General features: G+C 45.3%; 10 protein-coding genes and 1 riboswitch. Of the genes, 5 read left to right on the top strand and 5 right to left on the bottom strand.

The window, feature by feature from the left end:
* Positions 1-167 precede the first annotated feature (167 nt).
* The 5 genes from QUB51_RS23555 to cynS all read right to left on the bottom strand — a co-directional run bounded on the left by QUB51_RS23555 (position 168) and on the right by cynS (position 5,589).
* Positions 168-1,139: a GTP-binding protein gene (locus QUB51_RS23555; RefSeq protein WP_333263504.1), complete on the bottom strand. Its 972-nt coding sequence runs from the start codon at positions 1,137-1,139 to the stop codon at positions 168-170.
* Between the two features lie 238 nt (positions 1,140-1,377).
* The gene (cobW, locus tag QUB51_RS23550) at positions 1,378-2,412 is read right to left on the bottom strand and encodes a cobalamin biosynthesis protein CobW (RefSeq protein WP_333055973.1); all 1,035 of its coding nucleotides are present in this window, start codon (positions 2,410-2,412) and stop codon (positions 1,378-1,380) included.
* A gap of 266 nt (positions 2,413-2,678) precedes the next feature.
* Entirely contained in the window at positions 2,679-3,089 is a 411-nt protein-coding gene (locus QUB51_RS23545) for a DUF1636 domain-containing protein (protein WP_332960812.1), read from the bottom strand.
* 22 nt (positions 3,090-3,111) lie between these two features.
* A riboswitch (cobalamin riboswitch) is annotated at positions 3,112-3,258 on the bottom strand.
* A 148-nt stretch (positions 3,259-3,406) separates the two neighbouring features.
* On the bottom strand, positions 3,407-4,786 hold the full coding sequence (gene clpX, locus QUB51_RS23540; protein ID WP_333055974.1) for an ATP-dependent protease ATP-binding subunit ClpX: 1,380 nt from the start codon (positions 4,784-4,786) through the stop codon (positions 3,407-3,409).
* Positions 4,787-5,145: 359 nt separating this feature from the next.
* Positions 5,146-5,589, bottom strand: a complete 444-nt coding sequence (gene cynS, locus QUB51_RS23535) for a cyanase (protein ID WP_333055975.1) — start codon at positions 5,587-5,589, stop codon at positions 5,146-5,148.
* A gap of 553 nt (positions 5,590-6,142) precedes the next feature.
* On the opposite strand from cynS, the gene QUB51_RS23530 reads away from it, so the two are divergent.
* From QUB51_RS23530 to QUB51_RS23510, 5 genes are all read left to right on the top strand, one after another.
* Positions 6,143-7,411: a transposase gene (locus QUB51_RS23530; protein WP_333055976.1), complete on the top strand. Its 1,269-nt coding sequence runs from the start codon at positions 6,143-6,145 to the stop codon at positions 7,409-7,411.
* A 17-nt stretch (positions 7,412-7,428) separates the two neighbouring features.
* Positions 7,429-7,773, top strand: coding sequence for a slr1659 superfamily regulator (locus tag QUB51_RS23525; RefSeq protein WP_333056031.1), 345 nt, complete (start codon positions 7,429-7,431; stop codon positions 7,771-7,773).
* A gap of 147 nt (positions 7,774-7,920) precedes the next feature.
* The gene (locus QUB51_RS23520; RefSeq protein WP_333055977.1) at positions 7,921-10,059 is read left to right on the top strand and encodes an ATP-binding protein; all 2,139 of its coding nucleotides are present in this window, start codon (positions 7,921-7,923) and stop codon (positions 10,057-10,059) included.
* A gap of 493 nt (positions 10,060-10,552) precedes the next feature.
* Positions 10,553-10,879, top strand: coding sequence for a hypothetical protein (locus QUB51_RS23515; protein ID WP_333240786.1), 327 nt, complete (start codon positions 10,553-10,555; stop codon positions 10,877-10,879).
* A 131-nt stretch (positions 10,880-11,010) separates the two neighbouring features.
* Positions 11,011-13,596 (top strand): PAS domain S-box protein, encoded by a 2,586-nt coding sequence (locus QUB51_RS23510; protein WP_333263501.1) that lies wholly within the window; start codon positions 11,011-11,013, stop codon positions 13,594-13,596.
* Positions 13,597-13,694 lie beyond the last annotated feature (98 nt).

Raw genomic sequence — 13,694 nt, 5'->3', positions numbered from 1 at the left:
TCTTGTGGAACAGGCATCTTGCCTGTTCCCTTCCACAAGAGATGAATTTTCATCTTGTGGAACAGGCATCTTGCCTGTTCCCTTCCACAAGAGATGAATTTTCATCTTGTGGAACAGGCATCTTGCCTGTTGCTAAAAGGCTTATTGAAAATGCTTCAATATGTCAGTTAAACCAGACATTTACGAAAATCCTCTCGCAATTGATTTTCGTTTAAATTCCGACCGATAAATACAAGCTCATTTTTCGGAATTTCTGTATCTTTCCAAGGTCTATCCGGCCTGCCATCGAACAGCATATGCACTCCTTGAAAAACAAATCTGTTGTTTTCTCCAGCCATATTCAAAATGCCTTTTGTCCGAAAGATATTCGTGCCTTGAGTTCGCAACAATTCGCCGACCCAATCGCTAAATTTGTTGCCATCAATAGCACCGGATTCGACTATTGCTACCGAGGTAACAGTTTCGTCGTGTTCGTGAGTGTGTTCGCCCAAAAAGTCGGGTTCGATTTCTAATGCCCGGTTCAAATCAAATGCTTTGACGCCCAACAAAGCATCCATTTGTAATTCAGCGTTGTGAGTACGGTAAATTTTTGCCATTGCATTCATGGCGCGAATTCGCTTTTCTAATTCTGCCAATTCTTCGTCAGTCACTAAATCAGTTTTGTTGAGCAAAACTACATCGGCGAATGCAATTTGTTCTTGAGCTTCGTCTGCGTCCCAGTGCTGCCAGATGTGCTTGGCATCGACTACGGTGACAACTGCATCTAGCAGTAATGTGTCCCGCATATCTTCGTCTACAAAAAAGGTTTGAATTACTGGTGCGGGGTCGGCTAAACCTGTGGTTTCGATGACTATGTGGTCGAATTTGTCTCGCCGCTTCATCAAGTTGCCGATAATCCGAATTAAATCGCCTCGCACTGTACAGCAAATGCAGCCGTTGTTCATCTCGAAAATTTCTTCGTCGGCATCAATTATCAGTTGGTTGTCGATGCCTACTTCGCCGAACTCGTTGACGATGACTGCAACTTTTTTGCCGTGTTCCTCTGTTAAAATTCGGTTCAGTAGCGTAGTTTTGCCTGCACCCAGATAGCCTGTGAGAACGGTAACAGGAACTGATTCGATCGCCCCAGCACTCACCATACTTGACCTCGATTAGTGTACAATGATAACCATTATCGTTATTTTACACCAAACTTGCTGGTAGTAGCAAGTTTATTAAAAAATGTTAAGAGTTTTTAACTACAGGAATACGCAGTCTTTGGTTCAGGGCTTACCCATAGGGCTAGAAACCGGGTTTCTACGAGTTTTGGAAGAACGAGAAATATAGGAAGAAACCCGGTTTCTGAGGTCAGCGTGTGTGGCTAATGACTGATGACAATTAATTGTTAATCATAGCTGCAATTCGATCGCGCTCTAACTCTCGACCGATCAGCACTAATTTGGTTTGACGGATCTCGGAAGATTGCCAAGGGCGATCGTAAAAATATTCTATCCGAGAGCCCACACCTTGCAACACCATCCTCATCGGTTTCTTGGGAACCGCCACAAACCCTTTAATCCGATAGATTTCCTCCTGCTGCATCAAGGATTGCAGTTTTTTCACCAAAGCTTCAGGTTCAAATTCGCGATCGGCAATAAAGTAAGTCGAGTTAATATCATCATCGTGCTCGTGTTCCTCCTCAGTGTCGTGGTGACTTGGGCGAGACTCCAAATCATCCTCAACCGCCGCATTAAATCCCATTAACACATCCGGGTTAATTTCGCCACCTTTGCAGGGCACAATTTTCACACTCGGACGTAACTCTTGCTGCAACCAGCTTTGGACTTTCTTGTGAGTTTCCACATCTACGCGATCGACCTTCGTTAAAAGTACCATATCGGCACAGGCTAACTGGTCTTCAAACAATTCCTCGATCGGAGTTTCGTGATCTAAACTATCATCAGCCTGCCGCTGTGCCATCAAAGCATCGATATCACCGACAAAAGAACCGCTAGCAATAGCTTCGCAATCGACAACAGCAACCACACCGTCTACAGTAGCACCCGTGCGAATTTCCGGCCAGCGAAAAGCTTGAATCAAAGGTTTAGGAAGTGCGAGGCCCGAAGTCTCAATTAAGATACAATCTATTTGCTCTCTACGCTTCAACAATTCCTGCATAGTGGGCAAGAATTCCTCTTGAACAGTGCAGCAAAGACAACCATTTGTTAGTTCAACAATATTGCTGCTGACATTTTCTTCTTCGTCGCAAACTTGGCAATCGCGCAGTAGTTCTCCGTCAATTCCGATTTCGCCAAATTCGTTAACCAGAACAGCAATGCGGCGACCTTGATTATTTTGCAATAAGTGGCGAATTAAGGTAGTTTTACCGCTACCAAGAAAACCAGTGATGACAGTAACAGGAATTTTGTGCATTGATAATTTAGTTGTTGTACTGTGATTGAATATCTTTCAATTTTGGGTCAGTCAATTGCTGACAGGAAACTCGTTAAACCGACATTCCGGCAGGGGTTTAAACCCCTGCCTCAAAGCGAAAGTCCTCTCAAGAGGACTAATGAGTTTAAATTTTTTATTCTCAGTCCTCTTTAGAGGACTTTCGCTATTAGCCAGGGACTTAAGTCCCTGGCGGATTGGTGGTCTTAGTTATCGCCGATGGGCCGAGCATGGTAAGGAGAAAAACTCTAATTTGGTAGTGGTGGAATCTTTGCTAAAACACCTTTTTTCAGAGCTTGAGGACGCTCAGACCAAGGCAACAAACCGTCTGGTTTAGCATAGTATTGACCCGCGCATTCGAGTACCGCCTCGACGCTTTCCGACTCATTTGCTGGTAAATCGCCAAACAGATAAGTGTACTTTCCAACAGCAGCAAAAGACACCGCACAAGAGTGACTACAAGCACTCATGCACTCAACCTCTTGAATCTCAAACTTATCAGAAAACTCCCAATCTTTAGCGAGTTGCGACAAATTTTCCATAAATTGTTGACCGCCGCTTTTACCTTCGCGCTTGCCGTTTTTCCAAACACTAGCGCAAGCAGTGCAAACAAATAGACTGTGCTTTGTGCGTACAGCCGTGTTAATTCCATCCATCATCCGTACCTCGCAGATGCGTTCAAAAGTGAGTTATATATCGGCGGGCATTCTGACTTGAGAAACCCCAAGGGTTTCATTACAGTTGCGGGACAGCGCCGGACTTGCACCGAACTTTCCCCGTTTCCTCTAACGGCTGCTCCCCGCTAGAACCGATCGCGAAATCACATCATACCGCACTTACCGCCAATCGATTTTAGATTTTAGATTTTAGATTTTAGATTTTAGATTTTAGATGGGAGAAAGCGAGCCCAGGGATAAATCTGGGGGCTGGTTTAGTAGTTTGTAGGATGCGCCACAAGCACCCTACAGATTACAAATTATGCAGTTTCGTGCTGCCGCCATGCGGGATGCCACAGCAATTCAGCAGTCGATCGCTTCTCGACCATTTCAGGAGTAATCATACAGTTAGCCACATCCTTGCGAGAAGGCAACTCGTACATCACATCCAGCATTAACTCTTCTAAAATGCTGCGGAGAGCTCTCGCGCCAGTTTTACGACGATAGGCCTCTTGGGCGATCGCCCGTAGCGCTTCCGGCTGGAATTCCAACTCCACGCTGTCCATCTTCAACAGCTTTTGATACTGCTTCACCAGCGCATTCCGGGGCTCGGTCAATATCTGCATCAAAGCTGCTTCATCCAGGGGCGAAATCACCGTCACCACCGGTATCCGCCCCACAAACTCAGGAATTAAACCAAACTTGACTAAATCGTCCGGCTGTACCTGCTGCAAAATATCAGCGGCCCGCTTATCCTTCGCCGGCAAAGTTGAGTTGGTGTCGCTTTCTGTTGGCTGAATAAAGCCCAAGGATTTTTTACCCAAACGCTGTTCAACTATTTTTTCCAAACCGACAAAAGCACCGCCACAAATAAATAGAATTTTGCTAGTGTCAACTTGAATAAAATCTTGGTAAGGATGTTTGCGGCCGCCTTGCGGGGGCACGTTAACCACTGTTCCTTCCAACATTTTTAGCAGCGCTTGCTGCACTCCTTCTCCCGATACATCTCTAGTGATCGAAGTGTTTTCGCTTTTGCGAGCAATCTTGTCAATTTCATCAATATAAATAATGCCCCGCTGCGCCGCTTCCACATCAAAATCGGACATTTGCAACAGCCGCAGCAAGATATTTTCTACATCGTCGCCGACATATCCAGCTTCTGTCAGTGTCGTCGCATCAGCTACGGCAAACGGAACTTCGAGCATTTGCGCCAAACTTTGCGCTAACAAAGTTTTGCCACAACCTGTGGGTCCTACTAGCAGGATGTTGGATTTTTGCAATTCTACATCGCTGTCAGGGGAAGACTTGTCGCTATCTTTTACTTGGTCAACGCTCAAGCGCTTGTAGTGGTTATAAACTGCTACAGAAAGGACTTTTTTTGCTGAGTGCTGGCCGATGACGTGGTTGTCTAAATGCTGCTTAATCTCTGTTGGTTTCGGAATTTGACCTAAAACAATTTTCGATTTATTCGATCGACCTGGGCGCCTGGTTCCTTGTCCCTGAGACTCTCGCACCTCTGATTGGGGAATCTGTTGGCCAATTGTTTTACTGGAGTCAAAGAACTCCTCCTCTAAAATTTCATTGCACAGTTCCACGCATTCATCGCAAATGTAGACGCCGGGCCCAGCTATTAACTTGCGGACGTACTCTTGCGACTTGCCGCAAAAGGAGCATCTGAGATGGGAGTCATATTTTGACATATTTGCCTCTTACTTTACGGTTGCGGTTGCTTGTTTCGACTGGGGAAGTTGCCGCGGGAGTTACCTTAGCTGTGCCCTAGAGGGGTTTCCCGATCGGACACCCAAGCCAGTCAGTCGATTTTAGATTTTAGATTTTAGATTTTAGATTTACTCCACAGATGAATTTTGGAGCTGAACTAGGGTCTAAAATTTGGGGCTCTGCACGACTTAAGTCGGGGGCTTGTCTCGGTTTTTTGGCGCAGTCAAGCTTCGCGATCTCTGTTTCTAAGTTAACACTTTTGAGGCTTTAGTGATTAGTCATGAGTCATGGGAGCCAATTTTAATTTTTCATTTTCACTTGAAAATAAAGCCGCACGGGCTTACCATTTTTTGTATTCCAAAAATTTTCCCGACATAATTATTTTCACTCGATCGCCTTTTGGGTCTGCTTCTTTCTCGACATCCAAAGTAAAGTCGATCGCGCTCATAATCCCGTCACCAAATTTTTCGTGAATCACTGCTTTGAGTGGCATCCCGTAAACCTGCATAATTTCATAGAAACGATAAATCAGCGGGTCAACCGGAACCGAGGATTCCAAAGAACCTTTTAACGGAGGTTCACAGAGAACCGCAGCCGTCTCGCTATCTAGTCCCAAAGCCGATACAATTTTCTCGGCTTCATCTGCTGATGCGGTAGCTTGACGGTAAAGAACCGCCGCAATCCAAACTTCGTCGCGCCCCAAAACTTTTTCCAAATCTGCAAAACTAATTCCCTTAGCTTTTTTAGCAGCCAAAAGCTTTTCTGTAATTCCTGAAATTGCCATTAAATATTCTCCCCTTCACTTCAGTGCCAGATGTGCAATATGTCTCACATTTTGGGGATTTTGTCAATACCAAATTGATAAAAAAAATCAAATTGATAGCTCGGAACTTCAGCAAAAGCTGGTCTCGTCTACCCCCACAACTCATACAATTTGAGATTTGAGATTGGAAATGTTAGATTGGCAATGACTGATGACTACCAGGGTTGAGAGCTAGTCAACAGTTGCATTATTTTTGCCAACTCGTATCACAACCGCTAAATCCTAAAATAACTCCTAACTGCCCAGGGGCAATCGTACAGTTGGCAGTATATGTAACAAAAGTTACACACGCCAAGGCCTTCGGCATTCGGCAAACGGGTGAATTTTGATCGTGCTAGCCTGAAGCTCAATCCTCGCTCACGCAGCCAAAGCCCCTTTACCACTCAAAATCGGCAACTGACAAAAGTATTGTAAAACTTCATTGAGTTTATAAGCAATTATAAACAATAATGGTATTCTATTGTTGTGAGTGTTGAACAAGGAATACGCATCGCCCAAAAAACGCAACTCTCAAATGCAACTAACACAGAGGCACATCATTAAATCAACGTCACACCGTTTCGCCCAAATAGACGAACTAGCTTTCAAGTCCAAAAACCTCTACAATGCCGCCAATTACGTCATTCGTCAGAGCTTTATTTATGGATGGGGTTATGTCAATTACAACGAAATGAACCGATTGATGAAGTCTCACGAAGCATATAAGGCTTTGCCTGCTAAAGTAAGTCAGCAAATCTTAATGGTGCTAGACAAGAATTGGAAATCGTTTTTTGAAGCCATTAAAGCTTACAAAGCTGACTCTTCAAGATTCACGGGTAGCCCAAAATTGCCAAAGTACAAAGATAAGACTAAAGGGCGAAACCTTCTCGTCTACACGATTCAAGCAATTAGCAGCAAACAGTTGAAGAAAGGAATCATTAAACTTTCCGGCACTGAACTTTCAATTAAAACCCAACTCAATCCCAACCAGATTTGTCAAGTTAGACTGGTTCCGAAATGTGATTCCTATGTAATTGAGGTGATTTATGATGAAGCGGAGTCCACCCTTGGCAATGCCAACTCTGTAGCTAGTATTGATTTAGGACTGGATAATTTAGTGGCGTTAACTTCAAATCAGCCGGGATTTATCCCTTTGTTGATTAACGGGCGACCATTAAAATCGATTAACCAGTTCTACAACAAACGCTGTTCACGATTACAATCCCAGTTGAAAGGGAATCGCAAAACTTCACCCCGGATTCAGCGCTTAACTCGCTGTCGCAATCAGAAAGTTGACAATTACTTACATCATGCCAGCCGCCTAATTATTGACATTTTAACGGCCAAGCAGATTGGGACGCTAGTAATTGGCAAGAATGCACAGTGGAAAACTGGAATTTATCTAGGGAAGCAAACCAACCAAAACTTTGTCAGTCTCCCTCACGCTCGACTAATTGAGATGTTGGAAAACAAAGCTTGGTTGGCGGGAATTAAGGTAATCGTGCAGGAGGAATCCTACACGTCGCGGTCAAGTTTTTTGGACTTAGACCCAATCCCTGTTTACGGAAAAACTGATAAAGAGCCTGTGTTCACTGGTAAGCGGCTCAAGCGAGGTTTGTACAAAACATCGACTGGTCAGTTAATTAATTCTGATATCAACGCTTCGTACAACATCCTCAGAAAAGCAATCCCAAATGCCTTCAGCGATGGGATAGGGAGCTGCGTAGTTCAGCCGAGGCGGGTTAATCCGCTCAAAGTAAAAGTGAAGGGGGAGGGACTTGAAGCCTCCCATGCCTATAAATGACTATACTTTTACCAGCTATGGAGATTCAGACCAAAGATTACACGATCCAGTACGATCGCACTACGCAAACAGTCACCTGTAGCGGGTCGTTCCGACTCAGCCAGGTGGAAGAATACGCACCGATCGTCGATCTGCTCAACGAAGTGGCTGACTCCTGCCCAAACACGGTGACTCTAGACTTGCGAAAGCTAGAATTTTTAAATAGTTCTGGAATTAATATTCTCTCAAAATTTGTGATCAAAGTGCGCCAGCAAAAAAATATTCAAATCGCCATCAAAGGTTCTAAACAGATCCCCTGGCAGATAAAATCCCTGAAAAACTTGCAGCGGCTGATGCCTTCCTTGCACTTAGAATTGGAATAATAGCGAAAAAGGTAGACAGTAATCCCCGGCTAAGTCCGCGAACCAGGATCGGGGTGGCTGAAGTTAATCGGAATAAGTCATAGTTAAACTAGCACAAAACCATAAAAAACTTCAGAACCGACTAAAATTTACCAATTTTCAATTGCTATGCAGGAAGAACCATCGACAGAACAGCTACTTTTCGACGTTCAGCGGCTGAGTGCGGAACTTGAAAACTTGAAGCGCGAAAAGGTTGACCTAGAACTTTTGCTGGAGACTACCACCGAACATTCAGATACGATGGAAGCTCACTTGCTGAGCAAAGCTCAGTTGGCGCTGCGTTCCAGCGAAGAGCAGTTTCGGGCGATCGCCTCGGCAACTCCCGTGCCGATATTAGTTTCTCGCCTCTGTGACGGCTTGATTATGTATGCGAACGCTCAATTGGCTTCTCTCCTGAGCATACCTCTAGAAAAATTGATCGGCTGCAGCACTCCAGACTTTTACTTCAACCCCGCCGATCGCCCAAAGGTACTTGAGGCACTTGCTAAAGAGGGATACCTGCAAAACTACGAACTCCACTGTAAAAAATCAGACGGCACCGCTTTCTGGGCCATGATCTCGGTTCAGTCGCTGGTGTTTAACGGCCAGCCGACGGCATTGTGCGCCTTGTACGACCTCACCCAGCGCAAGGAAGCAGAACAAACCCTCCAAGAGAGCGAAAAGCGCCTCCGCCGCCAGAGTTTGGCTTTGTTGCAGCTAGGTAGGCAGAGGACTCTCAACAGCGGTGCGCTGAATGTGGGAATTCGCGAAATTACCGAGGCTGCAGCCCGGACTTTGGATGTCGAAAAAGTCAGCGTCTGGCTTTACAACCATGGAAGATTTGGAAATCGCTACCCCAGCGATCCCCAGCTAAATTTTACTGAGAGATTACTCGCCCACAACCAAACAGAGGCAATCGAGACAGATACCGCTGCCCCAGAGCAACACGAGGGAGTTAATCATTCTAAGTTTAAAATCCCCAACCTCAAATTAGTTTGTCTCGACGTGTACGATCGCACCCAGGAGAATCATTTGAGCCGGGAGTGCATATCGGCAAGCGATTTAAATTTATCAATTTTAGATGTTGAAGGCGACGCACCGCGCGAAAATTTGCGATCGGACAATGGTTTAGAACCTACGACAAAGACTCAAAACTCTCTACAAACAAATTTGTCCCACTCATCTTCCCTCGCCGAACATTCCGGTGTGCTGCCAAATGCCAGCAAGCCGAATTCATCCATATTAAATGTAGCAATTAGGCTCGGTGGCCAGATCGTGGGCATTCTCTCTCTCGAACATATCGGCGCGCCCCGCCAGTGGGCTCTGGAGGAGCGCACCTTCGCTGATTCTTTGGCAAATTTGGTAGCACTGGCGATCGAAGGATTTGAGCGCCAGCGGGCTCAGGAAGCCCTTTCCAAAGCCAAAGCACAGCTAGAAATGACCGTCGATCAGCGCACCGCTCAACTCACCACCGCCAATAAACTGCTCCGCATCGAAATTGCCGAGCGCAAAAGAGCCGAAATAGCCTTGCAAGAAGCCTTACACAAAGCTGAAGCAGCTTCGAGAGCTAAAAGCACTTTTTTAGCCAATATGAGCCACGAGCTGCGGACACCGCTCAACGCGATTATCGGTTACAGCGAAATGCTACAAGAAGAAGCACGGGAATCGGGACTCGAAGAAATCATTCCCGATACCCAAAAAATTTATAACGCCGGCAAACACTTGCTGACTTTAATTAACGATATTCTAGACCTTTCTAAGATAGAAGCCGGTCGGATGGAGCTTTATTTAGAAAAATTTGACCTCTGTAATTTAATAGAAGAAGTTGTTGCTACTTTGCACCCTTTGGTCGAAAAAAATCACAATCAATTGCAAGTTTCTTGCTCTGAAAATTTGGGAGTGATGTATGCAGATTTGACTAAAGTCCGGCAAATTCTGTTCAATTTGCTCTCGAATGCCCTGAAGTTTACCGAAGGTGGAACGGTGCTGTTGAGCGCGACTCGCGAACCCGCAGGCGACAGCGATTGGGTTTATTTACAGGTATCTGATACGGGGATTGGAATGTCGGCCGAACAGCAGCAGGGTTTGTTTCAACCTTTTATTCAAGGGGACGCTTCGACTACTCGCAAGTACGGCGGCACCGGTTTAGGATTGGCCATTAGTCGCTTGTTTTGCCAGATGATGGGCGGCGATATTACTGTTGAGAGTGAGTTGGATGTTGGCTCTACTTTTACGGTGCATTTAAATGCAAAAGTTGATATTAGTTAGAAACAAGTTGGGCAACTAGCAATGTAGGGGATTTAAGGGATTTAACGGGTGGGAATTTTTCCCGAAATTGTGTACCGGATTTAACGGATTTAACGGATGGCAAAAGATGGAATAATTTCCCCATTACCAATTTTCCAATTACCAATTACCCATTACCAATTACCCATTCCCTTTTTAATTGTGACACCGATCGCGATCGACCTCTGTTGTCGATCACACAGTAGCATTTTTTTTCAGCCTAGAATACCTATATTATTCCAAGATTGTCCTGCAGGCACGATCGGGGGCCTCGCTGCATTCACAAGTCCCACCTCAACCTAATTAAGGCGGTGGGGGGTTGCTTCCAGAAAGGCAATTTGGTAAAAGTAATGCTATGGTCGCGAAGCAGTAGAAGGCAAAATTTAACAGGAAATCAGGAAGTTTCAAAAGTCTCTGGACGCAGAAACACAATTCTGCTTTTTGCCTTCATACTGCTTCTACGGGCGAGATAGCATTGCTGCTGAAAGCAATGCACAATTTCTCAGAATCAAAGGAGTGCATCTACATGATTAAACCTTGCAGTCAACCGCTAAAAATAAACCCTTTTACTTGTTATCGCGATCCGGCTACAGGCAGGTGGACTACTGTAGTTACAAGTGTTCCAAACACTGGCGAAACAGACTCTAGTTTAAAAGCAGAAGCCGAAGGCGAAAACGAAGGTAAAACAGAAACGATCCTTTCTGCTTCGCCTGCTGTCTCGGTGTCGAAAAAAGTCCTTTCTTTCTCCCTGCCTCCGTTTAAACACCGTGCCAAAAAATCTGCTGTTAGTGTCAGCAGGTAGCTATAGCAGGGGTCTAATCTAGTTTCCACGGTTAGTCCCCAACGCTCGCCCAACTAAACAAAACAAACTTATCCATAGCCTAAACGACCAAAAAGCGATATACTGGCAGCAAACTTTCTCCTTCAATATTCGTGAAGTATTTGCTCGATCGCTGCCTCCACTTTGTATGGACAGACCGACCAATTCGCCAGCGGGGAACAATCATCGTTGCTATCCCCATTATTTTTCTGTTTGCTTCACTGCTAGCAATTGCACGCCTCCGGCAGATTACCATACAGATAAGAGAACGAGCAGATACTAATAGGGCAATACTTCAGGAAACTAACCGCTTGTTAACCCTCGTGGTAGATGCGGAAACGGGCATTCGAGGTTACGGGTTGACGAAGCGCCGCGCATTTCTCTCACCCTACTTAGAAGCCAAGAAGAGTTTGCCTCCGCTGCTGGCTGAACTCAAGGTTATGGTTCAAGAAAATACACTGCAAGCTCAGCGATTTGAAGATATCAAAAAAAGTACCGAACAGCATATAAATTTCTTGCAAAACACTTTGAATAAGCTCGACAGTTCGGCAACAAGCGTGCAGTCGCCGGAAATAATTGAGGTGTTCACTCAAGGCAAAGCGAGGAGGGATAACCTGCGTGCAAAAATTAATGTGTTTGCTAATGCCGGCGAAGCCTACCAGAAAGCTCTAGATCAGCAAAGACGGGGTTTGATAGATTTCACTAATTTTGTGCAAGTTGCTGGTTTGCTTTGCGGCTGTTTTGGCGCCGGGGCTTCCTGGTATTTATTTGATGGTTTAGAGAAGGAATTAAGGAAGCGGGAAGCAGGCTTGGAAGAAAGTAAAAGTCGCATTCAAGCTGTGGTAGACAATGCGGCTGACGGGATTATCACTTTGGACGCAGGGGGAAATATTGAGTCTTTTAATAGGGCAGCAGAAAAGATTTTTGGCGAGAAAGCCGATCGAATAATTGGCTCTAACTTGCGGCGACTGATAGCTCAACCCCAGCCTTACAGCACCGTGGGGGATTATTCGATCGAATATTTTGTGTTACATCCAGATACTACGCTGAAGACTTACCAACAAGAAACAGTTGGAATTCGCCACGACGGAACTAAGTTTCCGATGGATTTAGCTATCAGCGAAATGCGTCTGGCAAATCAACACTTGTTTATTGCGATTTGCCGCGATGCCAGAGGACGGAAACAAGCGGAGGAAACTCTGCGAAAGCAAGCGCAAATGCTGGATTTGGCCAACGATACGATCGCGGTACTAGACTTGAATGGAGCGATTTCTTATTGGAATTTAGGGGCCAAGTGGCTCTACGGGTGGCGGAAGTCGCAAGCAGTAGGAAAAAATATTCACAAGCTTTTACAAACAGAATGGGTTCAACCTTTTGAGGCAATTCAAAAAGTATTTTTCGAGAAGGGTTCTTGGCAAGGAGAACTGGTGCGAACTAAGAAAGACGGGACAAAAATAACGGTGGCCAGCCGGTGGACTTTGCAGCGCGACGAGCAAGATCGACCGATCGCTATTTTGGAAATCAGCAACGATATTAGCGATCGCAAACGCTCAGAAATTGCTTTAGCCCAAAGCGCCCAGCGGTTTCGCGCTACTTTTGAGCAGGCGGCAGTCGGCATGGTGCAAGCGAGTGTGGAAGGCAAATTTCTGTTAGTCAATCAAAAACTTTGCGATATTTTGGGCTACAGCAGGCAAGAATTGCTGGAGAAAAGATTTCAGGAGATTACTTGGCCTGGAGATTTGGCAAGTGAACAGGAACTTGTGCGCCAATTGTTAGCAGGAGAAATTGAAAATTTCTCTTTGGAAAAGCGCTACATCCGCAAAGACGGAGAGTTGGTGTGGGCAAACTTGACGGTTTCGCTGCTGCGAGAAGAAAATGGCACTCAATTTTTGATGAGTGTGGTTGAAGATATTAGGGATCGCAAACAAGCGCAGGAATCGCTGCGGTTGCGCGCTCAAGAATTGAGGTTAACAGCCCAAAATCTGGCTCAAACGACGAATGTTTTAAGAAAGCGGAATCAAGAATTAGACCAGTTTGCTTATGTAGTTTCTCACGATTTGAAAGCGCCACTCAGGGCGATCGCCAATCTCAGCAGTTGGATAGAAGAAGACCTCAGCGAGTCGATGACAGAGGATACTCTGCACCAAATGAACCTGCTGCGGGGCAGAGTTTACCGCATGGAAGGTTTGATTGAGGGACTGCTGCAATATTCCCGCGTCGGACGGATTCAAGTGCCTTCAGAAATGGTAAAAGTTGAGAATTTATTAGCCGAAATTATTGATTCGTTGGCGCCGCCGTCTGGATTTGAGGTGAAAGTTGAACCGAAAATGCCAACTTTTGTGGCAGAAAGATTGCTGTTGCAGCAGGTTTTTTCTAATTTAATTAGCAACGCAATTAAGCACAACCGATCTGAATCGGGTCACGTAAACATATCCGTTAAAGAGTTAGATGATTTTTACGAGTTTTCTGTAGAGGATGACGGGCCGGGAATTGATCCTCAATATCACGATAAAGTTTTTGTGATTTTTCAGACCTTGGAAGCTCGTGATAAAGTTGAAAATACTGGGATTGGTTTGTCGCTGGTGAAAAAAATTGTCGAAGGTCAAGGGGGCACTATTTCCCTAGAATCTGCCGAAGGTGAGGGAGCAACTTTTCGGTTTACTTGGCCGAAGCAACCTATTAGCCAAGACGGAAAATAAAACAACTTTAAAGGTAGGATGTTTAGGAATGAGAATTAAATAACTTCCACTCTTGAAAGTGGGATGGGCGTCCCGCCCGTCCAAAAAGGACGGGCGGG

It is taken from the genome of Microcoleus sp. AT8-A3, from assembly GCF_036705675.1.
In the GTDB taxonomy this organism is placed as follows: domain Bacteria; phylum Cyanobacteriota; class Cyanobacteriia; order Cyanobacteriales; family Microcoleaceae; genus Microcoleus.
Note: the sequence above shows the minus strand (reverse complement) of the source record. Positions and strands in the feature narration are given on the sequence as shown.

What these genes read in the sequence shown, in the direction of transcription:
- QUB51_RS23555 (WP_333263504.1), bottom strand. Translation starts at nt 1,139, where the DNA reads ATGGTGAGTGCTGGGGCGATCGAATCAGTTCCTGTTACCGTTCTCACA.
- cynS (WP_333055975.1), bottom strand. Translation starts at nt 5,589, where the DNA reads ATGGCAATTTCAGGAATTACAGAAAAGCTTTTGGCTGCTAAAAAAGCT.
- QUB51_RS23525 (WP_333056031.1), top strand. Translation starts at nt 7,429, where the DNA reads ATGGAGATTCAGACCAAAGATTACACGATCCAGTACGATCGCACTACG.
- QUB51_RS23520 (WP_333055977.1), top strand. Translation starts at nt 7,921, where the DNA reads ATGCAGGAAGAACCATCGACAGAACAGCTACTTTTCGACGTTCAGCGG.
- QUB51_RS23545 (WP_332960812.1), bottom strand. Translation starts at nt 3,089, where the DNA reads ATGATGGATGGAATTAACACGGCTGTACGCACAAAGCACAGTCTATTT.
- QUB51_RS23530 (WP_333055976.1), top strand. Translation starts at nt 6,143, where the DNA reads ATGCAACTAACACAGAGGCACATCATTAAATCAACGTCACACCGTTTC.
- cobW (WP_333055973.1), bottom strand. Translation starts at nt 2,412, where the DNA reads ATGCACAAAATTCCTGTTACTGTCATCACTGGTTTTCTTGGTAGCGGT.
- clpX (WP_333055974.1), bottom strand. Translation starts at nt 4,786, where the DNA reads ATGTCAAAATATGACTCCCATCTCAGATGCTCCTTTTGCGGCAAGTCG.